The organism is Streptomyces sp. NBC_00190 (assembly GCF_036203305.1).
Classification (GTDB): Bacteria; Actinomycetota; Actinomycetes; order Streptomycetales; family Streptomycetaceae; genus Streptomyces.
On the sequence record NZ_CP108131.1, the window covers coordinates 242,531 to 263,318 of the forward strand.

Sequence of the window (20,788 nt, forward strand, 5' to 3'; positions counted from 1 at the left end):
GGCGCTCGCTCCTGGCGGACCTGGTCACCGGGCTGGACCGAGATGCTGCTCCAGCCAGTGCGCGGCAGCGCGCCGGTAGAGCCTCCGGTTGTCCGCCCGCAGGAATTCGTGCCCGTCGTTGCGCAACATCAGCTGCCATGCCGGCACGCCGCGGTCGCGCCGCGCGGACGAACTGCTCGGACTCCGTCGACGGCACGTTCGTATCGTGTTCGCCGTGGACGGCCAGCACAGGGGCGCTGAGCTGATCGATGCGGCTCATCGGGGACAGGGCGGGCAGCGGTTCCCGGTCGTGTTCGGGGTGCCCGTGCTTGGCTGCTGCGGACTGCGCGATCCACGCCTCCGTACCGGCGAAGGACGTGGCGAAGCCCGACATCCCCGCAGACCGCGAGACCCGGCCCGGAAGAGGTCCGGATGCCACACGAGGGAGGCCATGGTGAGGTAGCCGCGTAGCCGCCGTACGAGCGGCCCATCACCCCCAGCCTCAGGGGTCCGCGTACCCGAGCGAAACCACAATGTGCGGCGCAGTCGGCGACGTCGACGATCGCCGCGAGCCGGCCGGCGCCGAGGTCGGCGTCCCACGCCCCGATCAGGCTGGAGTCCAGCCCGCCGGACAGGAGCACGCCCACGGGGACGTCCGCGACCGTGCGCCGCCGCACCGCCGTGCGCAGCGCGTCGTGCACCGCCGCCTCAGCCCGCCAACAGGGCGGGCAGGGAGAGCGCGAAGCGCCGGTCGGTGTCCTGAGTGACGCTGGGCGCCGCGCCCGGAAAGGTCGATGATCTTCAAGCGACGATGCCCCAGCGCCTCAGCGCCCTGCGACCATGACCCTCTGCCACCCGCGGAGAAGTCCGGTCGCCGGCCGTCGTACGCCATCACCCCATTCCTGTGCCACTTCGACCAACGATGGGCGGGCCGGCTCGAACAGGCCATCGACGTATGAGGCGTCTGCTCACCCGAGCGCCCCTGAAGCGGTCGCCCTTCCTCGCCGCCCCAGGGTCCGCACTGCCGATGCCGGAGTCGGCGCGGGCCGGATGCGTCAGCCCTCGACGCCGGTCGACGTGTGGGCGGAGCCCACCGGCTTGGATTCGGGTGAGCCGCGCTGGCGGAGGTAGACGGAGAGGATGACCATGGCGGCGACCGCCAGGAGCTCGGACTGCCAGTTCTGCAGGGTGCGGCTCCAGAAGTCCGGGAGGGTCAGGTACGTGCCCCAGCCCACGGGAGGCTCGAGCTGCCGCAGCCGCTGCTCGTCGTACGCCGACGTGCCCGCGATCGACTGCGCGGACCAGGATGCAAGGAAAAGGCACCCCATCACGACACCCAGCGAGCGCGAGTACAGCCGCTGGCGCCAGTCCTTCGTGCCCGCCCAACGGGGCGAGTCCTTCTTGGCGTGGTCGCCCAGGTGTTGCTGCTCGTCCGACTCGGTACCGATCTTGTGGAGTTCCTTGGACTCGGGTGAGCCCCGCTGGACCAGCCACACGGTGCCGAAGATGTAGAGGAAGAACTGCAGGAACTCCGACTGCCAGTTCTCGGAGACGTCCACGGCGAAATCGGAGGTCGTCACGTACTCGCCCAGGCTGATCGGCTGCAGGCCGTCGACGGTCAACTGGTCATTGAATTCGGCGTGTCCGGCGACGGCCTGCCCCACCAGGACCAGCAGGAACGCGATCCCGAACGCCAGGGTGAGGCTGTTGTCCCGCCAGAACCCGCTCCGTCGGGGTTTCCCGTGCATGTCGTCACTCATCGCTGCATCGCCCCGATCGCGATGAAGTAGCCGAGCCCGCCCACCACCACCACGAGACAGGTCACGAAGAGGAAGCGCACACTCAGCCGCCCTTCAGCACACACCGGTAGGGCTGCTGCTCCCCCTGCGGGGTGCAGCCGGCCGCAACGACCTTCCATCCACCGCTGAACTGTGACAGGAACAGCGTGTCGCCGACGAGTCTCAGCATGGCTTGACGCCCGTACACCTCGGTCGTGCGGACCGCCCCCGCCATCGGCAGCTCCTCCGCCCCCACCGCCTCTCGGCACGTCTTTCCTTCGTCCTGCTCCAGCTGCCCGCTCGTCTCGGGTGCCAGCAGCCGGCAGGCCGCCTCGTGGTTTCCGGATGCCAGAGCTCGCTCGAACCGTTCACCTGCGGCCCGTGCCCCGTCCACCCGGGCCGCGGATGCCCCGCACCCGCCGGCGAACACACCGACGGCACCTGCGCACACGACGGCGCGAGCGGCCCTTGCCATCGCCGGTCTCACCAGCACACCCGCTCCGGACAGGAGGATCGGCTTCACGCGACTTCTCCTCACGCAAGAACCACGGCTCCCTACGTATGCCCGCGCATCCGTCCCGTTCCCCGCACACCACTCGACCGGCCCCCGGTCGCCAGATGCGCCGGGCCTCGACGGGAGGACGGACCCACAGGCACTCCGACAGCGCTGTGTATGTCGCGCTGAGCCGTGCGGACGGCGAGGGCGCTGAACAACGTGGTCACGGCCAGGAGTGTGGCCGTCTGCGTACCGTCCATTCCCTCACCGCGGTGCGCGGGCGTCTGGCCGACCCTGTACATGCCGGTCGTACACTCCGTACGCGCCGCAGGCGGCGTACGGGGCGTCTTCCCCGGCCCTGACGGTCCGTGCGATCGCCACGGCTCCGGCCCCCGGTCGGCCGGGACACGGCACCCGCAGCGCGGTTCGTGTGACAGCCGTGTGGCCCCCGACGTAGCTCCACACGGCTGCCCGAACGGGCAGGGACCCCAGCAGAGCCGACCTGGCCTGCCCGGCGCGGAAGCCTGATCGCCAGGGCCTGACCAGCACCGAGGTAAGTCCCCCGCGAGCAGCCCAACCGGCCTTTCCGAAGGCTCCCTTGCCGCTCTGCAGCACAAGAGGGAGCAACGGGAGATCAACACGGCAACCCTTCGCTACGCGGGCGTCCCGGGTGTGGCGAATGGCGTTGGCGACCAGGAGTACGGCGTCGTGGTTCCCGGGTTCGGCGGGTGGCCGTATGCGCGCGGCGTGGTGAAGGAAGGCTCGGGTGGCATCGCGTGCTGGCGCTGTGGGCTGCCCGCTGCCGGGCAGGGGCCGATCAAGTGCGGGTACATCCTTACCTCCTCCTTCCGCCAGGGTTCTCCAGGGCACCTTGCCTGATCCGAGGAGGAGAAATCCGGCAAACGCCCCACGGTGGTACTGCCGTGCCAGGCGTCGGCTCAGGTGCTCGCGCGGCGGCTTCCGGATGGGGAGCCGTACCAGTCCAGGCACAGGACGGTGGCATCGTCTCTCGGCGGTCGGCCGTCGTAGGCGTCGCTGACCGCGGCGACCAGAGTGCGCACGACCTCGCGCGCATGCTCGGTCGCCGTCTTACGGATGAGGCCGGGCAGGTCGACTGCTTCGGCTTCGCGTTCCTGCACGCCATCGGTGTAGAGCACGAGGCGGTCACCGGGGCGCAGGTCGAGGTCTTGGACCTGGTAGGGGCCTTGGTGGGGCATACCGAAGGGCATGTTCACAGCCAGGTGCAGCTCATCGACTGCGCCGTCGCGCAGCCGCACGGGCCAGGGGTGGCCGGCGTTGACGAGCTGGGCGCTGGTGCCGTCCAGGGCAATGCGCAGCAGCTGGCCGGTGGCGAAGGTGTGCCGACCGTGGTCGAGGAGGGCTTGGTGCGTCTGGCGGGCCTGTTCGGCACGGTCCGTTCCCGCGCGGCGCGCGCCTCGGGAGGCGTTGACCAGAAGGGTGGCCATGAGCGAGGCATTCACGTCGTGCCCCATGGCGTCGGTGATGGACAAGTGCAGGGTGTCGTTGTCGAGGCTGTAGTCGTAGGTGTCACCTGCGATGTCGGAGGCCGGGACCAGGGCGCCGGCGAGAGCGAACTCGGCGGCATCGCAGGAGGGCGCCGAAGGCAGGAGCTGGCGCTGGATTTCCGCGGCCAGGCTGACCGAGGTGGTGCGATTGCCCCAGTGGTAGAGGTCGGTGAAGCGGCGGTCGGTGACGATGATGTACGCCAGCGCGTGCGCAGCCTCTTCGACCTGCTTCTGCACATCCGGCGCGACCTGGGTGAGGAACAGTTCCAGGACGCCGATGGTGTCGCCTCGGTTGGCGACAGGAACGAGCAACCGCTGCCCCTGCTCGCCCTCCGGTGCCAACACCGGCTTCTGGGTCCGCAGGACCTCGTCGTATGCGCTGCTGCTGGCGAGGGAAACCTGCGCGGCGCGCTCCTCCTGATGCCTGGCCGCCGTGTCGTGGACGCGCAGGAGACGTCGGCCGACGACGTCGACGTACAGGAACGACACATACCGCGCACCGAACCGGTCACGCAGATTGCGCGCGACGACGTCAAGGGAGCCCACCGGCGCGGCATCCTCTGCCGCCGCCAGCACCTCAGCCAGTCCGATCCGATCACGCGCCACATCAACCTCCGCATCCACTGCCCCAGGACAAACCGCGCCCTTTCGCTCCTTCAAGTCCACCTCAGGCAGGGCAGAGCTGCATCGGCAGGCGCGTCGGCGGGTGGGCGACCGTGGACGCGCGGGTGCGGCAGGGCGTCTTTCGGACATTTTGCGCTCGATGTGCGCGCAGACGCACGTGTGCGGCTTTTGCGGGCAGGCGAAGGCCGACCACAGCCATGCGCCGCCTCCGGCCGGGCGTCGGCCGAACGACCGACCAGGCGGTGTTCTCTTCAAGGAGGTCTCACCATGCTGATCACCGTCACACGCACCGGCGGGTTCGCGGGCGGGGAGCGGACTGCTTCCCTGGAAACGGAGTGCCGCGCCGACGGGCCCGAGCTGGAACGGCTGGCCGAGCTCGTGCTCAGTGGTGAGGGCCCCGCGGGGCAGGCCCCCGTTCCGGACGGCTTTCGCTACGTCATCCGCATCGACAGCAAGCTGGTGGAATTACAGGATCCGTACCTCACCGAGGACCAGCGGCAGCTGATCGACGCTGTTCTGGCCGCTGCCGCCTGAGCGGCCAGAACACCCGGCCATCAGCCGGGCGGTGCCGTACCGGCCCGACCGGGACCGGTACGGCAGTGCGGACTATCCCGCCGTACCACGCACGGTCCGACCGTCCTGGGCCGCCGCCACCACGTCACCCGGTTCACCGAGCCATGCGGTACGCAGCCGCTCCCGCGCCGCGGCCAGCGCGGCGTCGATGTCACGGGTCCCGGTCGACACGCACAGCGTGTAGACCACGTCCTCCATCCGCTGCCGCACCTGTTCGTCAGGGCCTGCGGCCTGGAGCTCCGACCCCATCTCGTACTCCTCCACCAGACGTGCCAGCACCGCGGGGTGAGTCATCATCACGATCTCGCTCCTTCACACACGTCACAGTCACAGGCGGCCTGCCGCCCCCGACGCGTCGCCTGCCCCGGCCCGGGGGTCCCATGCGCCACAGGCGTGGTCGCGAAACCTTCCCGCACCTCCCAGGCGGTCACCGGGAGGTCAGCTGACCGGCAGTTCCATGCGGGGTCGTCGGCTTGCGGCGGGATCGGTCGGAGGAAGGCCGGCCAGGGCTGCCGCCCGCCCGGTCGGCTGTGGGACGGGACCGAGCCATTCGCCGAACAGGACGGTGGCGCCGTCCTGGAGGTGGCCGTCGTCGTGTTCGAGAACGGCGTGGATGAGGCGGCGCAGGGTTTCGGGGACGGGCAGGCCAGCGGCGTGGTGGTGGATGAGGAAGTCGGTCAAGCGGGCCAGGCCGAATTCCTCGTTGCCGGCCCGGCGGGCTTCGGCGATGCCGTCCGTGTAGAACACCAGCCGGTCACTGGGTTCCAGCTGGTCCCCGCAGCCAAGGTCCTGCCCGCGTCGACGCGGCACCTCACGGCTTGATCGTCATCTCCGCACATCGGGTGACGAGGGACGCAAGAGTCCGCCCGTCGGCGTGCAGTCGGCGCTGTGTGCGGGCGCCGTTCCCGCGTTCGTGGAGGTGCGCTATGGCTTCGCGGACCCGCTCGTCATCGCCGTGGTGGCCGCCGGGCTGAAGCGGTATGAGGCCGAGCACGACTGGCTCACCGCCGTCCGCCTGCCGCCGTATGCGCCCGACCTGAACCCCTCAGCGCCCCGTACCAGTCGGCCGCTGACGACCGCATGATCGGCGGACTGGTATGCCCCGGGGAGTTCGGCAACGGGACCGTGGCGCCATTCCACAGGCGCCCTCGCCGAGGCGCAGGCCCCCGGGCCGTACCGACGATCGTCGACGTCTCGGGGGTCGCCTGCGCCGACTCCGGTCTGCTCCGGTTCTTGGAGCTCAGCGGAGCGGCGGGGACCCTACGCATCACGCCGGACGTGGAAGCGGCGCGCCGGGTCTGCGGCCGATGCGCCGCTCCGTGCTGATGGCTCCGTGCGCCGTAGTGGGCAGGGGCGTGCGCAGTGCGCTGCGTTCGTGGTCCCAGGCTTCGCGGATGTGGCTCGCGAGACGGTCTTCGAGCAGGACGGTCGCCGCGCAGCCCAACGCGATGTCCTCTTCGAGGTCCGGTTCGTCGGCGAGGAGGCCGCCGATGACTTCGCGGCGTACGACCTGCTCGTGGACGGCGTCGGCCTCGACGTGCTCGGCGTAGAAGTGCTCGGCTGCCGGACCGGCCCCGCAGCGTCGCATGGCCTTGGCCAGGCGGCGGGAGCCGGGTGACGAGGTGACCTCGACGCATGCGAAGTGACCGACGAGCGCTCCGCGCAGTGCCCGGTACAGCCCGAAGAGGGACATCAGGTTCACCGTGGCGAGCAGCTGCGCCGGGGCCTGCTCCAGGTAGCGGCCGTAGGCGGGATCCAGGTCGAGGTCGGTCATGAGGTCGGCGAAGAGCTGTGCGTGGATACGGTCGGCGCGGCCGGCGCCGAACTCGTCGTACTCGATGGCCACCATCGCCGCCTTCGCGCGGCCGGTGAGACGGGGGACGACCCAGAGGTGCGGGTCGGCCTCCTTGAGGTGGTAAAGGGAGCGCAGGGCGGCGTACTCGCGCAACTGCCAGAGCTCGCCTTCGGTTTCGAGGTGGTGGCTGAGGCTGTCGGAGAGGTCGACGGGTTCGACAAGCAGGGGGGCGAAGGCGTCCTCGACGTTCCGGGGCGCGTCGGACAGCTCGGTGCGCAGGGCGTGCAGGAAGCGGGCTTCCATGGCCTGGCGCAGGCGCAGCAAGTCGGGGTCCCATTCTCGTGCGTCATCCACCTCCTCGAAGCCGCGGTAATGCAGTTCGTACAGCAGGTAGAGGGCGAGCTGGAGGTCGTCCCCCCACGGGTTGGCCTTGAGTACGGCGCCAGGCGCGTATACCGGCGGGGTTCCCGTACGCAGGGCCCGCAGGACGGCGTCGGAGAGTTCGCCCCGTCCCTGGACGAGACGGGGGCCGGCGGCGGTCGCGGCGCTGGTCGGGCTGGGAGGGGTCATTCGGGGTTCCTGCTCTCGGGCAGTGACGCGGCTCGTTCGCGGCGACGGTGGCTGGTGTCGCACCACGGGTACGTACGACTGCGGCGGCAGGTGCACACGGCGACCATGAAGCGGTCGGACCGGGCGACCGTCCCGTCGTCCATGACGATCTCGACCGGGCCCTCCACAAGGACCGGGCCCTCGGGCTCCACGGCCACCCGCCGGGGGTCCGCCGTGACGGCGACCCGGCACTGGGTGGGGTCAGGGTTTCTGGGCACGGATGACCACCAGTTCTTCCCGTTCCTCGGCTTCGGCCGCCAGGCCCTGCCGTTCCAGCCAAGATCGTCGCGACCGCAGGACAGGGCCCCACGGCACCGATGCCGTCGCCGTGACCTCAGCGGCCAGGCCTGCCCCCACCAGCCGATCGAGGGTTTCGTCGGCACCGCACATCCCCGAGTGCACCACGAGCAGGATTCCGCTGGGCCGCAGCAGGGCCGGGGCGTACGCGCAGATCCGGTCTATGACCGCGCGCCCGTCGAGTCCGGCGTCCCAGGCCCGTTCCGGCCCGCGCGAGGGCAGTCGGTTGTCCGGGGCGGGTACGTACGGGGGGTTCGAGAAGACAACGTCGAACCGCCGTCCCCTGGTGCGTGCCTCGAAATCCCCGTGCCGGACGCGCAACGGAAGACGGTGCATCCAGGCGTTCAGCCGGGCCGTCGCCACCGCGGGCCAGGACACGTCGACCGCCGTGACCTGGGCGCCCCTGATCGCAGCGTGCAGGGCCAGAGCGCCGGTGCCCGTACCGATCTCCAGGACCTCGGTACGGGGCCCGAGGTCCTCATGGGCGAGGGCCGAGGCGAGCAGCCGGGTGTCCGACTGAGGCTGGTAAACGCCTGGTAGGGCAACCAGGCCGCCGGGCAGCGTGGCCAAGGAGAGAGCAGTACTGGGCACCCGTACCTCCGATTTCACCGTGGGTCGCCGAGCGAGTCACAGCGATTGATGAGGTACTGCGCCTGCCCTCCCCCGGGCGCCCCATCCGAAGGAGCGTCGATCTTCGGAGGATCAGACCAAAAACGCGCCGCCATTCCTCGAAATTTGGACAGCGAACTGAAGCGGGCTTCGGCCCGCAGCCCTGGTTGCGGACGCGGGTTACGGCGCGAACGCTGACTTCCGCCACGGCCTGGAAGACCGCGGGCGGGCCCTCCAGGTCCTCGCGAATATCGGCACGGAACTGTGCGAGCAGGTCGCCACTGGACTCGGCCTGCCGGCCCTCGCGGCCACCGAAGCGCTCGCCGCGCCCGTCCCCAGCCCGGCCCACTCCCAGATGGGCGGGGACCTGGCCGACCGACGGACGCGTGATCGGCATCATCGCCGACGCGGAGGCTGATGGGCGGCGTAGGCCCCTCCCGGCGCGGCCATCCTGGACGCCGGCATGGTGCCGCTCGTCATCGCCCCTACCGGCGGTACTCTCGACCCTGACGGCGGCCGATCAACATCCAGCGGACCTACGCCACCGGCCGGTCCGTCGAATTCGACTTCCTGCTCATCGCTGGTGACCCCCAGCGGGCGACGATGCCTACGGCACCCGCGACGCCAAGGCCGGAACCGCTCGGCCCCATCCCCCTCGCATACCTGCTGGGACGCTGGACCTGGTCGACGCCGCCCTGCGCATGGTGGAGATCATCATGGCGGTCCGCGTCGTCCCCGCGCCGGAGGCCTTCAGCTGAACGAGCTGGCCGGGCCCGCAGTCAGTGCTTGCCGCTCGGGACGGCACAGGGCTCGCCCGGAGCCTTCTTCTTCGCCGCCTCCCTCTACTCGCCGAGTTCAGTGATGCGGTTGCGACCCATAGCCTTGCGGACGTCGGGGAACCACCCCTTCTCCTCCTCCTCAACGTGGTGGCGGACGTTCTCCATCAATACGCTCATCTTGGCGTCGAACCGCGCACGACCACGTCCAGGTCCTTGAGCTCAGAAAGCGTCCACAGCACGAAGTGGTGCTCCTCGATGCTCTTAGGACGTGGCCCTTGGTGTCGGGCGCCGTCCCGGGTGGCCGGACAGAAAATCTTCTCCTCGAACCAGGTGTGCGTGGTCAGTTCGGCGATACCGTGTCGGCGATCTTCCGCTTCTCCGTGTCCACCAACGCCTCCAGACTTCGCAGCGCCGGGCGGCGCGGCCGACCACCCCACGCCCGTGCACCCGGCCCACGCTCGGATCGCTCGTCCGAAACAAGGGATCGGCCAAGATGGCGACACGCCTACGCCGTCCGCTGGGGGTACGCCGCGCATGCACACCGTCCGATATAAACCCGTTGGCATCTGGTATGTCGGTGGATCTCGGGTAGGAGCCGCGCATGACTGCTATCGAAACACTCGCGGCCGAAGGCCAGGCCTCCCTCTTCCTCATGTTTGCCGGAGTGGTCCTGGTCGTCCTTTTGATCGGGGCATTTTGGTATGGGAGCCGACGCAGGCGCCGGGAGGCACCGTCGGCCGAGCAGAATCCTGTCGCACAGCGCCGCGAGGACTCCTGGCAGACCCCGGAAGAGCATGCGCGCGATAAAAAGGACCAGGAGTATCCCTGACCGTGAACGGGACGGGCCGGACCGACTGGTCAGACGACTCGGAACGGCCAAAAGAAAATTAGGGCCCCACCTCGTTCCCTCGCGAGAGGCAATGGGTTCACCGGGGGCAGATCGACTGAAGCGTCAGCCTCCTATGCGGCAGCGCTCCCAAGATCAGATGGGACCGCGTCGCCGAACTTGAAGTCCGCGGTCCCGGTCAACTGGTGGAACCCGCAGAGGTGACCACGTGCCCGCTCCGTGGTTTCCAGCACCTCCGAAAGCGCACCAGAGCGCGCACCGTCTTCTGGTCGACGCCGTCCGGAACCTGGTGTGCCGGATCCATCTCGTGACTGCTGTCCACGGAGGATGTTCTGCCCGAAGGACGCTTCCCCGGTTGGCCGATTGGGCCAAGCAGCGTAAAGACGGTCTCCCCAGGCGCATCGGCCCCGACGTGGCTCCGTCGAAGCGCCTTCGCGGAATACAGGCAAGTTCTCCTGCCCAGCCACCAGGATAAGAAACAAATAAGAATCGAATGCATATCCTGGGTGCGGTCGGGCACACGGCGCTTCGGAGGTTGACAACTATGGTTCCCCTGCTTCTCGTTCTCCTGCTGGCCCTGATCCTCTTCGGCGCGGGTTTCGCGGTGAAGATTCTCTGGTGGGTGGCCATCGCAGTCCTGATCCTGTGGCTGATCGGTTTCGTCGCCCGCCCCAAGGGCGGTAGTGGCCGCTGGTATCGCTGGTAGCGGTACGACAAAGCGCAGTTCTGACACCGCATGGCGGTGGCCGGGTCACCCCTTTCTGGGGGGTGACCCGGCCACCGCCATGTCGTTGTCGGCAGGTTCTCGCGAACACGGAGCTAATAAAGGGGGATACCGGGGGCATCCGGAGGGTAGCCGGGACGGTCGCTGTGACGCAGCAGGGAACCTGCTCATTTCCAATGATCGACGGCCGCCCCGGTCCCGCATTCGATCCGGGTGCGTGAAGTCGTAAAGGCGGGGCAGGTGAAGTCCAGGCGGAACGCCGCACAACCGCCGAGCACGACATACGGAACAAGGAGGATCGGTGGAGAATTCGCTCTCCCGCCGTCCCCCGTCGACCGGAGGAGTTGTTTTCGCGTGACTGAGCATGTGTGGAGTTACCAGCCGACCTCGGGCCACCTGGCCGGTACCGATCTGACCGGCTACAAGGTCGAGGCGACCGACGGCAGCATCGGCAAGGTCGACAAGCACTCCGACGAGGTCGGTGACGCATACCTGGTCGTCGACACCGGCGTATGGATCTTCGGCACGGAGGTCCTGCTCCCGGCGAGCACCGTAGTCCGGATCGACCCGGAGGAAAAGAAGGTCTTCGTCGACCGCACCAAGGAACAGATCAAGAACGCCCCCGAGTTCCACCGCGACAAGCACCTCGGCGACGCCGGGTACCGGGAGGAGCTGGGCACGTACTACGGCACCGGCGCCCCCTTCGGCGGTCGTCCCGCCTGATCGCGTTCCCGCACGACGACGCCGGTCCCCACGCCCAGGAAGGTGTGGGGACCGGCGTCGTGGGGGTCACCCGCCCTCGAATTCGAGGACCTCGGCCAATGCGGCTTCCTGCTCCTCCACGTCGCCAGCGCTCCTGGCGATCACCGCGTACCGCCAGGAGCGGCCGTCGGGCGGCGCGTCCGCGTAAAGAACTACGCCCTCGCCGCGCTCCGGGTCGAACGCGAGGCGGGATGCGCGCAGCCGGACGAGGGCTCCTTCGAAGTCCATGGGGCTCTGCGTCCAGCCCTTCGACACCGACCATGCCGGGTGCGGCCCGGCCGATCCCGCAGTCAGCCGGGTGACCATGGTGTGGGGGGTGGTGGTGGCCGTACGACGGATGTTGCTCTCACTCGCGTACGCGACGCCGTCCGCGTCGACGAGCCCGTCAAGCCCGAAGGGCCCGGCGTAGCCATGGTCGGCCAGATGCCGGCCCAGCGCCGTCCCCCACTCCTCCAACTCGCCGGCCACGTGCGCGCAGGACGGCGGCAGTGGAGAGGCGTATCCCGTGAAGGAGCCCTGAACCGTGCGCATCGCACCGCTGAAGAGCGCGCGTGTCCCGGAGGCGGTCACCTCCAGCTGGATACTGACGGACTCGGCCACGTCAAGGCACTCCTCCACCACCCACATGCCGTCGGGCCCACCGACCGTATCGAGCGCCAGGCTCGCGCCACCCCTCAGGTCGTCGCGGGACACGAAGCGCATCCCGTGCCCACCCGCCGAACGATCGGGCTTCACCACGACACGCTCGTGGTCCCGCAGCAGCTCGCGCGCCCCACCTTCGGCCTCCGGGCGCCGGCACGTCCGCCCCGCAGGCAGCCGCATGCCCAGTCGTCCGGCCGTCTCGCGGAACCCGGTCTTCGTGTTGAGCAGCATGGTCATCTTCAGAGCGGCCTCGGCGGCCTCAACGGTGGGGTACGGGTGCACCGCGATGCCGACGTCCCGGGCGAACGCGATCGCCGACGCGTCCAACGCCGTCGGCAGCAGCGCCGCACCCCGGTCACCGGCCATAGCCCTGACCTGCTCGACGAGTCCGGCCTCGCGCACCGCCCGAGCCAGCGGGACGGCGCCGGCGGGTGGTACCTCGATGACCGCCACCGATTCCGGGGGCACCCCGGTCAGGTCGTACACGTACCGCAAGAACGCCCGGCTCAGCGGCACGGGAGTGACGAACACGTCCCCAGGCCCAAGCAGCCACGCCTTCCGCGGTGCCTGCTGGGCCCACTGCGTCAGGATCTCCCCCTCGTCGAGATCCACTGCCAAGTCCGAGAGGAAGTTCGCGAACACAACGATTGGGCCCGTCTCAGTCACCGCTCTGCTCCTCTGGTCGCCGCACGGCCGTCTACGGTCAGCGTGGGATCCCAGGAACCGACGAGCACACCGCCCCGGCCGGAGTCCCCCACGAAACGTCGCCACCTGGAACGTGGCGGTCCGGCTGCCCGGGAGCGGCCGAGTCACTTCGAGTCGGCGCTGGGAACGGCCAGCGGGTCCCGCGGCGCGCCGTCCTTCCCGGCCTCGAGCTGCTCGCCGAGCTCGACGAGCCGGTTACGTCCCATCGCCTTGCGTACCTCGGGGAACCAGTCTTGTTCCTCTTCCTCGACATGGTGGCGGACCTGTTCCATCAGCACGCTCATCTTGGCTTTGAACCGCTCGTCGGCCGGATCCATGTCCTTGAGCTCGGAGAGCATCCACACCACCGCGTGATGCTCCTCGATGCTCTCCAAAATGTGATCGGTGGTGTCGGGGGCAGCCTCGCGCGCGGCGGGGTAGAAGTACTGCTCCTCGATCCACGCGTGGGCCGTCAGCTCTTCGATCACCTGGTCAACCAGCTCGCGGCGCTCGGAGACGTCGTCGTCGGAGGTCTTCTCGAAACGCTTGAACAACTTCTCGACTGTCTTGTGGTCCTCGCGCAGCAGCACGATCGCATCCACGGCAAGGCTCCCTGTCAGGTGTGGAGGCGGCTGTTGGCACCGTCATGGCCGTCGGCGTGCTCGTCGTTGAACCAGTAGTCGCCGGCAGCCAGGTAACGGAAGGAGTGATGGCGGTGGGCGGGCAGAGCGACTGTGACGGCCCGGGTTCCGTTACCCCTCGGCTGCAACGGGTGAGCAGCGGGATTCCAGTGATTGAAGTCCCCCACCACGCTCACCGGCCCCTCGGGCGTGTCCTCGGGGAGGATGAAGGTGACCTGCGTACGGCCCTTGAGCTGCTTGCGTTCGAGCACCTGGAACTCCCAATAGTCATACGGGACAGAGGAGCGCACTTTCGCACAGGCCCTCCCGACCCGGACCCGTACACGCCGCCGATGGCGGGACGACCACCCACCCGGCCGGACGCCCGCCCACGCTGCTAGGGCCGCCTGTCGTCAAAGTGATCTTGCGTTGTGGATCATTGTCGGGTGATGCGTCGCCATGAGCTGTCGGACGCTGAATGGGCACTCGTGCAGCCGTTGCTGCCTCAGCCTGTGCTGGGGCGGCCGCGGCTGGACGACCGGACGGTCCTGAACGGGATCGTGTGGAAGTTCCGGACCGGGGGCGCCTGGCGGGCCGACCGGTACGGCTCGTGGGCCAGCCTCCACACCCGATTCCGCAGGTGGGCGGCGGACGGAACCTTCGAGCGGATGCTCCAGGCCGCGCAGGCGCAAGCGATCAGCGCGGCTGTTTGCTCTGCCGTGTGCCGGAGCCGGTCGGTAGAGGGCGGTCTTCTCGGCGGCCTGCTCTTTGATCTCGGCTGCCCTCTCCTTGGCCTGCGCCTTGAAGTCGGCCTTGGCCGCCAGCGCCTCCACGGTCTGACCGAGCTTTTCGCGGGTGTGCTCGACCTGCTCGCGCAGCTGCTCAGGAGCAGGTGTTGATTCCTCGCCCGGAGATTGATGGGTCGTCGTTGCGCTGTCTCCTTGATCTCGTCACGTCGGCCTTGACGCTGTGGCCTGTTCGGGGGAGCCGGCTTCGTCGGCATCTTGGCAGCGCCCTGCAGCGCAGCCAGCACCCTCATGGCCTGCCACCTCCCTGGCTCGTCGCCGGCTCACTCCAGACGGCGGCGATCCTCATCGCTCCACTTGCGCGTGTCCCGGGGCTCGACGTACGGCTCTTCGTCCGCAGGGTGCCCGCCGGCGATCGCGCGCTGGCGAACCATCTCGGCGTCGAACTCCAAGCCCAAGAGGACGGCGAGGTTGGTGATCCACAACCAGACCAGGAAGACGATCACGCCCGCCAGCGTGCCGTACGTCTTGTTGTAAGAGCCGAAGTTCGCGGCATAGAAGGCGAAGCCGGCCGAGGCGATCATCCAGATCACAAGCGCCAAAAAACTGCCAGGGGTGACCCACTTGAAGCCGCGGCCCTTCGCGTTCGGCGCAGCCCAATACAGGATCGCGATCATGCTCGTGACCAGTACGACGAGGACCGGCCACTTGGCGATCGACCACACCGTCATCGCGGTATCCCCGACTCCGAGGGCAGCGCCTGCCTGCCGGGCCAGGCCACCGGTGAACACCACGATCAGCGCACTGACGACGGCAAGGAGCATGAGCGTCACGGTCAGGGCGAGGCGCAGTGGCAGCACCTTCCACACCGGACGGCCCTCGGGCATGTCGTAGACGGCGTTCGAGGCGCGGATGAACGCCGCGACGTATCCGGAGGCCGACCAGATCGCGACGGCCAGACCCACCATCGCCAGCAGTGAGCCGACGCCGGCGTTGCCCTGCAGCTGTTGAACCGCGTTGCTGATCACATCGCGCGCGGCGCCCGGTGTGAGCTTTTGAAGGTTGTCCAAGACCTGCCTGGTGGCCGACTCGCCCGCGATGCCCAGCAGGGACACGAGCACGAGGAGGGCGGGGAAGAGGGCCAGAACGCCGTAGTAGGTCAGCGCCGCCGCCCGATCGGTCAGCTCGTCGTCTTTGAACTCCTTCAGCGTCCCGCGCAGCACTGCCGTCCAGGAGCGCTTGGGCATCTCCGAAAGCCGATCCGGCGCCCGCTCCTCGACCCGCTTGTCCGGACCTGCACTGACAGTGTGATCAGCACCCGACGGTCGGCGGTCATCATGCTCGTCACCGCGCTGGTCTGTCCTCGTGGGCCTCATAGTCGGCGTCTTTCCACTCACGCCTGGCTCATGCGCTCCGGAGAGCGGTGACGGGGACGGTGGTGCTGGTGGCCATCTCGGGCGCTGGGGCTTGGTCGGGGGCGGGACGTCTCGAAGTCTCCTCCAGGAAGCACGGAACCCCGGTTCTGCGCCGGAGGGTGGGGTACAAAGGGCCTTCCCGACCCCCACGCCCCAGTACCCCCGGCCGGAGCCAGGTACGAGGGGCCACGTGTGGGCGAAAACCTGTCGGGCTGTGTCCGCCACGGCCGCGTCGTGGGTCACGTCGAGCACCAGCAATCGGCGCCGTTGCCGAGCGTCCCCGCCACCCGCGCAAGACGCCGCCGACACGGCCGCGGTGGGCTCGTCCCTACTTGCTCCCAATGCCTTCGTGGAGATCAGGCGTTGGGCGGGAACCTGTCCCAAGCCCTGTGCTCGGCCAGGGCAGCACCGACGCTCTCGACGACCGCCGCGCCGCCCTCGCCCAGGGCGATACCAGGGCCGTCCGTGCTGATACCCACGGTCTCAAGGAGTCGGTCCGCCCCATTCCAGCCGCCGATGGCCTTCCCGTGGCGGCAGGCCTCGGTGAGCAGGAGCACTACGCGGGGATCGGGTCCCTGCGGCGCGGGTGCGCCGGCCTTCGCGTCCCGCGCTCCGTGGGCGTCGGAGCCCGGCTCGGGGGCGCCGGCGAACAGGAGGGCATCGAATTCGACGGATCGCGCGGTGGCGAATGTGCGCTGAACGTCGATGGGGGCGCCGTCCGGGTCTAGGGTCCCACCGGTCGGGGCGACGACGAGCGGCACCATGCCCGCGTCCAGGACGGCCTGCCGGGCAGCCCGTACGCCATCCAGGTCGGATGCCGCGTCGGCGATGATGCCGATCACGCGGCCGTCCGTCGGCCAGCTCGCCCCCAGCTGCGAGAGGGCGGGGCTGGGGTCGAGCCCGACGAGGGGCACGGTGGCGGCCGGGGCGGGCAGGCCGAGGCCTTCCGCCACCTTCGCGCACAGCTCGGGGTCGATGTTCGCCAAGACCCCCAGGGTGCGCTCCTTGATGGCCTGCTCGTAGCACTTGTTCAGCTCGAAGGCATAGGCGGCGATGATGTGTTCGCGCTCCGGCGGCGTCATGCTGAGCCAGAAGAGCCGAGGTTGGGTGAAGTGGTCCGAGAACGAAACCGGTGCCTCACGGATCTTGCTCGCCTCGGGGATCTTGACGGGTGTCTCGATATACGCGGCGGTGTCGGCTCCGGCGAGGAAAGGGCAGCCCCCGTCGAGGCTGTTGGGCCGGTAGGGGGCCACGCCCGTGTGGACGGCGGTCTGGTGCATGCCGTCGCGGAGCATGTCGTTGACGGGGACGTGGGGCCTGTTGATGGGGATCTGGCCGAAGTTGGGGCCGCCGAGCCGGCTGATCTGGGTGTCGAGGTAGGAGAACAGCCGGCCTGCGAGCAGCGGGTCGTCGGTGACGTCGATGCCGGGGACCAGGTGGCCGGGATGGAAGGCGACCTGTTCGGTCTCGGCGAAGTAGTTCTTGGTGTTGGCGTTCAGGGTCATGAGCCCGATGAACTGAACTGGTGCGAGCTCCTCAGGGACGATCTTGGTGGGGTCGAGGAGGTCGATCCCCTCGAACGTCTGGTCGTCGGTGTCGGGGAAGACCTGGATGCCCAGCTCCCACTGGGGGAAGGCGCCGGATTCGATGGCGTCGAAAAGGTCACGGCGGTGGAAGTCGGGGTCCATCCCGTTGATCAGTTGGGCTTCCTCCCAGACCAGGGAGTGCACGCCCAGCTTCGGCTTCCAGTGGAACTTCACCAGCGCTGTGTCACCGGCGGTGTTGACCAGGCGAAACGTGTGGACGCCGAAGCCCTCCATCATCCGGTAGGAGCGGGGGATGCCACGGTCGGACATGTTCCAGAGGGTGTGGTGGGTGGCCTCGGTGTGCAGGGACACGAAGTCCCAGAACGTGTCGTGAGCGCTCTGCGCCTGCGGGATCTCCCGGTCCGGATGGGGCTTGCCCGCATGGATGATATCGGGGAACTTGATCGCGTCCTGGATGAAGAACACCGGGATATTGTTCCCGACGAGGTCGAACGTCCCCTCGTCTGTATAGAATTTCGTCGCGAAACCCCGGGTGTCGCGCACCGTGTCGGCCGAACCGCGCGAGCCGAGCACGGTGGAGAACCGCACGAACACCGGTGTCTCCACGCCCTTCTCCAAGAAGGCGGCCCGCGTTACTTCACCAGCCGTCCCGTAGCCCTGGAAGACGCCGTGCGCCGCGGCTCCGCGCGCGTGCACCACTCGCTCAGGGATCCGCTCGTGGTCGAAGTGCGTGATCTTCTCCCGCAGATGATGGTCCTGGAGCAGGACCGGCCCCCGCTCCCCGGCCTTCAGGGAGTGATCGCTCTCGTAGAGCCTCGCCCCTTGGGCAGTAGTGAGGTGAGCACCGCTCTGCGCGATGCGCGCCTGCTCCGCCCCGGTGGCCTGGCCGGTGGGGCTCACCGTCTCGGGTCCTTCCTGGTCCGGCTTCGGCGGGAGCGGCTCCGCAGGCTGCGTCGGCTCTGCCACGGGCGGAGAGACCGGTCCGGGCTTGCCCGGCAGCGCGCCTTCGTCCGGCTCCGATGCCGCGGGGGTGTGCTTCGTGGTCATCATTTCTCCCAAGGACGGTCTGCCGGACCCTTCACCCATGACCGGAAGGCATCCGCTCTCAAACGGAGTTCAGTTGACTCTCACCCACCTCCTCATGGCATCCGCCCGCTGGTCTTTCGGCTGCGCGCGTCGGCGCCTGCGCTCCACCGGAATGGCGGCTGCCGTCAGGGCGTGAAGAGGACCTTGACGGCGCCGTCCTGCTTCTTCTGGAACATCTCGTAGGCGTCCGGTGCCTGTTCGAGGGGCAGCCGGTGGGAGGCGAAATCGTCCACGCCGAGGGGGTCACCGTCGGTGAGGAGGGGCAAGATGTCATCGACCCAGCGCCGTACGTTGGCCTGGCCCATGCGCAGGGTGAGCTGCTTGTCGAACAGAGTCAGCAGGGGCAGTGGATCGGCCGCGCCGCCGTACACTCCGGACACCGAGACGGTGCCGCCGCGCCGAACGAGGTCGATCGCGGCGTAGAGCGCGGACAGGCGGTCGACTCCGGCGCGCTTCATCATGGCTGCGGCGAGTGCGTCCGGCAGGAGGGTGGTCACACCCTGTGCGGCGGCGGCGACGCGGCTGCCGTGGGCCTCCATCCCCACGGCGTCGATGACGGCGTCGGAACCCCGTCCGCCGGTGAGCTCGCGCACGGCGTCAGCGAGGTTGTCGCCGCTCTGCCGGAGGTCCAGGGCGTGGACCCCGCGCCGACGGGCCCGGTCCAGGCGTTCGGGAACGAGGTCGATGCCGATGACCGTGCCGGCGCCGCGGTGGGCGGCGATGCGGCAGCTCATGTCGCCGATGGGCCCCAGCCCCAGGACGGCGACGCTGCCGCCGGGCGGTACGTCGGCGTACTCGACCGCCTGCCAGGCGGTGGGCAGGACGTCCGACAGGTAGACGAAGCGTTCGTCGGACGGCCCGTCGGGGACGCGGACGGGGAGTGTGTTACCGAAGGGGACCCGCAGGTACTGTGCCTGGCCACCCGGTACCTGCCCGTAGAGCTTCGTGTAGCCGAAGAGCGAGGCTCCGGTGCCGTGCTCGTGGACCTGCGTGGTCTCGCACTGTGACTGGAGTCCACGGGCGCACATGTAGCACGTCCCGCACGAGATGTTGAAGGGGATCACCACCCGGTCTCCCGGCTTCACGGCGGTAATCTCAGGTCCTACCTCCTCGACGACGCCCATGGGCTCGTGCCCGAGGATGTCGCCGACGTCGAGGAAGGCACCGAGGACCTCGTAGAGGTGCAGGTCGGAACCGCACAGGCCGGTCGTCGTGATCTTGACGATCACGTCATCGCGGTCTTGAATCGTGGGGTCGGGCACGGTATCGACGCGTACGTCCCGCTTGCCGTGCCATGTGAGTGCCCTCATGACGCCTCCTTGCCGACTGCCCTACTTCGATTCCGCTGGTCCCTGTTGCTCTGCGCCCCCACGGTGCGCGTGCCCCCGGTACTGCCGACGAACCGGAATGGCCCGCTTCCTTTTGTACAGAGGGCGCGGCACCGGCGAGGCCGATGCAAGGCCGGCTCGCGCTCGCTCAGCAGAGTGAGCGGCCAAGTGGAGCGACAGCGCATCAGGGTGGGTCCCCCGGGCAGTCGCCGGATATTGAACCGCAGCTCCTACTGGATGCAGGCGGCCGCATCGCCTCCCCTCGTCCCGCTCTCGGGGGCCGCGGAGGCTGATGTGGCGGTCATCGGCAGCGGAATCGTCGGCGTCAGCACGGCGTGGGAACTCGCACCAGTCGGTCGGTGCCCCGCACACCGCCGTGTACGACATGCTGCGGACAAGCACGGAGATGACGCCGCCCGCCGGTACGCGGCCTCCCAGAGCGCCGGCCTGCGGCACGCCCCCGAGGTGGCCGACACGGCGTTCGAGGTACGGATGAACACGGCTCTGTAGCCGGAGGCCGACCACACCGCGGCGGCCAGGCCCACGATCGTCACCAGTGATCCGACGAACGCGTCACCTTGGAGCTGCTGCACCGCGTTGGTGACCACGTCCCGGGCGGAACCCGGAGCCAGGCTGTGCAGGTTGTCCAGAACCCTCTGCGTCGTGGACCCACTTGCGACGCCGAGCATGGACACCAGCACCAGCAGGGCCGGGGTCCTCAGCTCGTCGGGCGCCCTGCCCCTCGATCCGTCTGCCGGGCGTCGAAGGCGATGTCGACCACCTCGCAGATCGCTGCGGACATGTTGCGGCTCATCATCAGCAACGCCGCCTCGGCCAGCTCCGCATCGATGTGGGCGACCGCGTCGGCTGCCACAACCACCTCGAAGTGCCGGATATGGGCGTCCAGAGCCGAATACAGCACGCACTGCTCCGTCACCTGTCCGCACAGAACCAGGCGCTCGGCCTCGAGTTGGCCCAGCAGGTAAGCCAGAGGGGTCTCGAAGAAAATAGAGTGCCGTGCCTTGACCACGAAGAGTGAATCTTCGTCGGGCGCAATTGGCTCCACCAGGTCCTTGTGCCGACCTGCGAGGGCGGCCTCCAGGATCTCCCCGTGATGGGAGCGCCACTCGCCGAAATTGTCGTTCACGTAGACGACCGGCGACTCGCTGGCGCGGGCGTGCCTCAACAGCGTCGTGATCCCGGGCAGTGCCTCACGGACGGACGGGACCAGAGCCTCGGCGTCCTCGTGCGCGTAGGTTGAGCATGTCGATCACGATGAGCGCCGTACGGGGCATGGGATCCGCCTCTCGTCTCGTTCCCGC

At 68.9% G+C, this 20,788-nt stretch carries 18 protein-coding genes and 6 pseudogenes; 7 read left to right on the top strand and 17 right to left on the bottom strand.

Features of this window, described 5'->3' with window-relative positions; all coding sequences use genetic code 11:
• Positions 1 to 24: 24 nt before the first annotated feature.
• The 4 genes and pseudogenes from OG429_RS01260 to OG429_RS01275 all read right to left on the bottom strand — a co-directional run.
• A pseudogene (locus OG429_RS01260) lies at positions 25 to 683 on the bottom strand (prolyl oligopeptidase family serine peptidase); the annotation flags it as partial.
• A gap of 351 nt (positions 684 to 1,034) precedes the next feature.
• The gene (locus OG429_RS01265) at positions 1,035 to 1,739 is read right to left on the bottom strand and encodes a DUF6766 family protein (RefSeq protein ID WP_328923406.1); all 705 of its coding nucleotides are present in this window, start codon (positions 1,737 to 1,739) and stop codon (positions 1,035 to 1,037) included.
• A gap of 82 nt (positions 1,740 to 1,821) precedes the next feature.
• Positions 1,822 to 2,280, bottom strand: coding sequence for a hypothetical protein (locus OG429_RS01270; protein ID WP_328923407.1), 459 nt, complete (start codon positions 2,278 to 2,280; stop codon positions 1,822 to 1,824).
• Between the two features lie 911 nt (positions 2,281 to 3,191).
• Positions 3,192 to 4,385, bottom strand: a complete 1,194-nt coding sequence (locus tag OG429_RS01275) for a PP2C family protein-serine/threonine phosphatase (protein ID WP_328930123.1) — start codon at positions 4,383 to 4,385, stop codon at positions 3,192 to 3,194.
• Between the two features lie 285 nt (positions 4,386 to 4,670).
• Between OG429_RS01275 and OG429_RS01280 the strand changes: the two genes are divergently transcribed.
• A complete protein-coding gene (locus OG429_RS01280) occupies positions 4,671 to 4,937 on the top strand; it encodes a protealysin inhibitor emfourin (protein WP_328923408.1) in 267 nt (88 codons plus the stop codon).
• Between the two features lie 72 nt (positions 4,938 to 5,009).
• On the opposite strand, the gene OG429_RS01285 is transcribed toward OG429_RS01280, so the two are convergent.
• Complete coding sequence (locus OG429_RS01285; RefSeq protein WP_405680671.1) at positions 5,010 to 5,273, bottom strand: DUF5133 domain-containing protein; 264 nt, start codon at positions 5,271 to 5,273, stop codon at positions 5,010 to 5,012.
• 141 nt (positions 5,274 to 5,414) lie between these two features.
• Positions 5,415 to 5,756, bottom strand: a pseudogene (locus OG429_RS01290) (SpoIIE family protein phosphatase); the annotation flags it as partial.
• Between the two features lie 94 nt (positions 5,757 to 5,850).
• Here OG429_RS01290 and OG429_RS01295 point away from each other — a divergent pair.
• Positions 5,851 to 6,060 carry a hypothetical protein gene (locus OG429_RS01295; protein WP_328923410.1) on the top strand — a complete coding sequence of 70 codons (210 nt, stop codon included), beginning with the start codon at positions 5,851 to 5,853 and terminating at the stop codon, positions 6,058 to 6,060.
• A gap of 183 nt (positions 6,061 to 6,243) precedes the next feature.
• Here the strand turns inward: OG429_RS01295 and OG429_RS01300 are convergent, their stop codons facing one another.
• Genes OG429_RS01300 through OG429_RS01310 form a run of 3 tightly spaced genes read right to left on the bottom strand, consistent with a single transcriptional unit; the run spans position 6,244 to position 8,268 of the window.
• On the bottom strand, positions 6,244 to 7,341 hold the full coding sequence (locus OG429_RS01300; protein ID WP_328923411.1) for an iron-containing redox enzyme family protein: 1,098 nt from the start codon (positions 7,339 to 7,341) through the stop codon (positions 6,244 to 6,246).
• Complete coding sequence (locus tag OG429_RS01305) at positions 7,338 to 7,598, bottom strand: CDGSH iron-sulfur domain-containing protein (protein ID WP_328923412.1); 261 nt, start codon at positions 7,596 to 7,598, stop codon at positions 7,338 to 7,340. Before OG429_RS01305 ends, OG429_RS01300 begins: the two co-directional genes overlap by 4 nt.
• Positions 7,582 to 8,268 carry a HemK2/MTQ2 family protein methyltransferase gene (locus OG429_RS01310; RefSeq protein ID WP_328923413.1) on the bottom strand — a complete coding sequence of 229 codons (687 nt, stop codon included), beginning with the start codon at positions 8,266 to 8,268 and terminating at the stop codon, positions 7,582 to 7,584. Before OG429_RS01310 ends, OG429_RS01305 begins: the two co-directional genes overlap by 17 nt.
• A gap of 160 nt (positions 8,269 to 8,428) precedes the next feature.
• Here OG429_RS01310 and OG429_RS41330 point away from each other — a divergent pair.
• The 4 genes and pseudogenes from OG429_RS41330 to OG429_RS01325 all read left to right on the top strand — a co-directional run.
• Positions 8,429 to 8,518: pseudogene (locus tag OG429_RS41330) on the top strand (transposase); the annotation flags it as partial.
• A 1,148-nt stretch (positions 8,519 to 9,666) separates the two neighbouring features.
• Positions 9,667 to 9,894: a DUF6479 family protein gene (locus OG429_RS01315; protein WP_328923414.1), complete on the top strand. Its 228-nt coding sequence runs from the start codon at positions 9,667 to 9,669 to the stop codon at positions 9,892 to 9,894.
• A 562-nt stretch (positions 9,895 to 10,456) separates the two neighbouring features.
• Positions 10,457 to 10,618: a hypothetical protein gene (locus OG429_RS01320; RefSeq protein ID WP_031140725.1), complete on the top strand. Its 162-nt coding sequence runs from the start codon at positions 10,457 to 10,459 to the stop codon at positions 10,616 to 10,618.
• 372 nt (positions 10,619 to 10,990) lie between these two features.
• Positions 10,991 to 11,359 carry a PRC-barrel domain-containing protein gene (locus OG429_RS01325; protein WP_328923415.1) on the top strand — a complete coding sequence of 123 codons (369 nt, stop codon included), beginning with the start codon at positions 10,991 to 10,993 and terminating at the stop codon, positions 11,357 to 11,359.
• Positions 11,360 to 11,425: 66 nt separating this feature from the next.
• On the opposite strand, the gene OG429_RS01330 is transcribed toward OG429_RS01325, so the two are convergent.
• From OG429_RS01330 to OG429_RS01340, 3 genes are all read right to left on the bottom strand, one after another.
• Positions 11,426 to 12,706 carry a peptide ligase PGM1-related protein gene (locus OG429_RS01330; protein WP_328923416.1) on the bottom strand — a complete coding sequence of 427 codons (1,281 nt, stop codon included), beginning with the start codon at positions 12,704 to 12,706 and terminating at the stop codon, positions 11,426 to 11,428.
• 143 nt (positions 12,707 to 12,849) lie between these two features.
• Positions 12,850 to 13,326, bottom strand: a complete 477-nt coding sequence (locus OG429_RS01335; RefSeq protein WP_328923417.1) for a hemerythrin domain-containing protein — start codon at positions 13,324 to 13,326, stop codon at positions 12,850 to 12,852.
• Positions 13,327 to 13,340: 14 nt separating this feature from the next.
• The gene (locus tag OG429_RS01340) at positions 13,341 to 13,616 is read right to left on the bottom strand and encodes an isoamylase early set domain-containing protein (RefSeq protein WP_328923418.1); all 276 of its coding nucleotides are present in this window, start codon (positions 13,614 to 13,616) and stop codon (positions 13,341 to 13,343) included.
• Between the two features lie 177 nt (positions 13,617 to 13,793).
• On the opposite strand from OG429_RS01340, the pseudogene OG429_RS01345 reads away from it, so the two are divergent.
• A pseudogene (locus tag OG429_RS01345) lies at positions 13,794 to 14,003 on the top strand (transposase); the annotation flags it as partial.
• Between the two features lie 410 nt (positions 14,004 to 14,413).
• Here OG429_RS01345 and OG429_RS01355 read toward each other — a convergent pair.
• From OG429_RS01355 to OG429_RS01375, 5 genes and pseudogenes are all read right to left on the bottom strand, one after another.
• Entirely contained in the window at positions 14,414 to 15,466 is a 1,053-nt protein-coding gene (locus OG429_RS01355; RefSeq protein WP_328930124.1) for a YihY/virulence factor BrkB family protein, read from the bottom strand.
• A 395-nt stretch (positions 15,467 to 15,861) separates the two neighbouring features.
• On the bottom strand, positions 15,862 to 18,099 hold the full coding sequence (locus OG429_RS01360; RefSeq protein ID WP_328923419.1) for a catalase: 2,238 nt from the start codon (positions 18,097 to 18,099) through the stop codon (positions 15,862 to 15,864).
• Positions 18,100 to 18,263: 164 nt separating this feature from the next.
• Positions 18,264 to 19,448 carry a zinc-dependent alcohol dehydrogenase gene (locus OG429_RS01365; RefSeq protein ID WP_328923420.1) on the bottom strand — a complete coding sequence of 395 codons (1,185 nt, stop codon included), beginning with the start codon at positions 19,446 to 19,448 and terminating at the stop codon, positions 18,264 to 18,266.
• A 491-nt stretch (positions 19,449 to 19,939) separates the two neighbouring features.
• Positions 19,940 to 20,179 (bottom strand): annotated as a pseudogene (locus OG429_RS01370) (YhjD/YihY/BrkB family envelope integrity protein); the annotation flags it as partial.
• Between the two features lie 5 nt (positions 20,180 to 20,184).
• Positions 20,185 to 20,761, bottom strand: a pseudogene (locus tag OG429_RS01375) (isochorismatase family cysteine hydrolase).
• Between the last annotated feature and the right edge of the window lie 27 nt (positions 20,762 to 20,788).